At 42.9% G+C, this 730-nt stretch carries 1 protein-coding gene; it reads right to left on the reverse strand.

The window, feature by feature from the left end; genetic code table 11:
* Nucleotides 1-730: IS30 family transposase (locus STRDD04_RS10175; RefSeq protein ID WP_062201988.1), on the reverse strand; the 730-nt coding region annotated here is incomplete at both ends.

Consider the following 730-nt stretch of genomic DNA (forward strand, 5'->3'; position numbering starts at 1 on the left):
CATTGGTTCCCCGTTGCCAAGGCGCATGAGGATCTGGGAAATAGACCTCCACTTTTAATTTATCAGTCAAGTCTTGATGATTCGTGAATTCTTTTCCTCTATCGGGAGTGACGGTTTCTTTCGGCAAGGGCTCCAACATTTGTACCATAGCCTCTATGACCAGTTTGCTTTTTTTGACCACTACCTTCTTGATTTTAAGAAAACGAGAATAGCGATCCGTTAGAGTAACTAAGCAAGCTTTCCCGATTTGACCAGCAACCGTATCTGCTTCCCAATCACCGATCCTAGCTCGCTTGTTTGCTTCTTCGGGTCTTTCGTGAATGGAATGAGAAATAGGAAATTTCCCTCTGTTTTCAACATGGCCTTTCCTATGGCGTGTTTTACCACGATGACGGAGTTTGCGAATCACACCACGAGCGCCATGTGAAAGCTTGTCGTCAAAGTGACCGCGATAGATGGCTCTATAAATCGTTTGATAACTAATAACAAATTTCCCATATTCTAGGCACAAACGGCCTTCGATTTCTTCAGGAGACCATTGGCAATCGAGAAAAAGGTGCTTGACAGTATTGCTTAAATAATGATCTATTTCAAGTTTTCTCTTTCGCCCGCAGTGTGATTTAGCATTGTGGTAAGATGCCTGTGCTTGATTGGGAGAATAACTTCCTGATTTTGTATGACGTTTCCATTCCCGACTAATGCTGGAAGGATGACGATGAAGTAATTTTCC

It is taken from the genome of Streptococcus sp. DD04 (assembly GCF_001578725.1).
In the GTDB taxonomy this organism is placed as follows: domain Bacteria; phylum Bacillota; class Bacilli; order Lactobacillales; family Streptococcaceae; genus Streptococcus; species Streptococcus sinensis.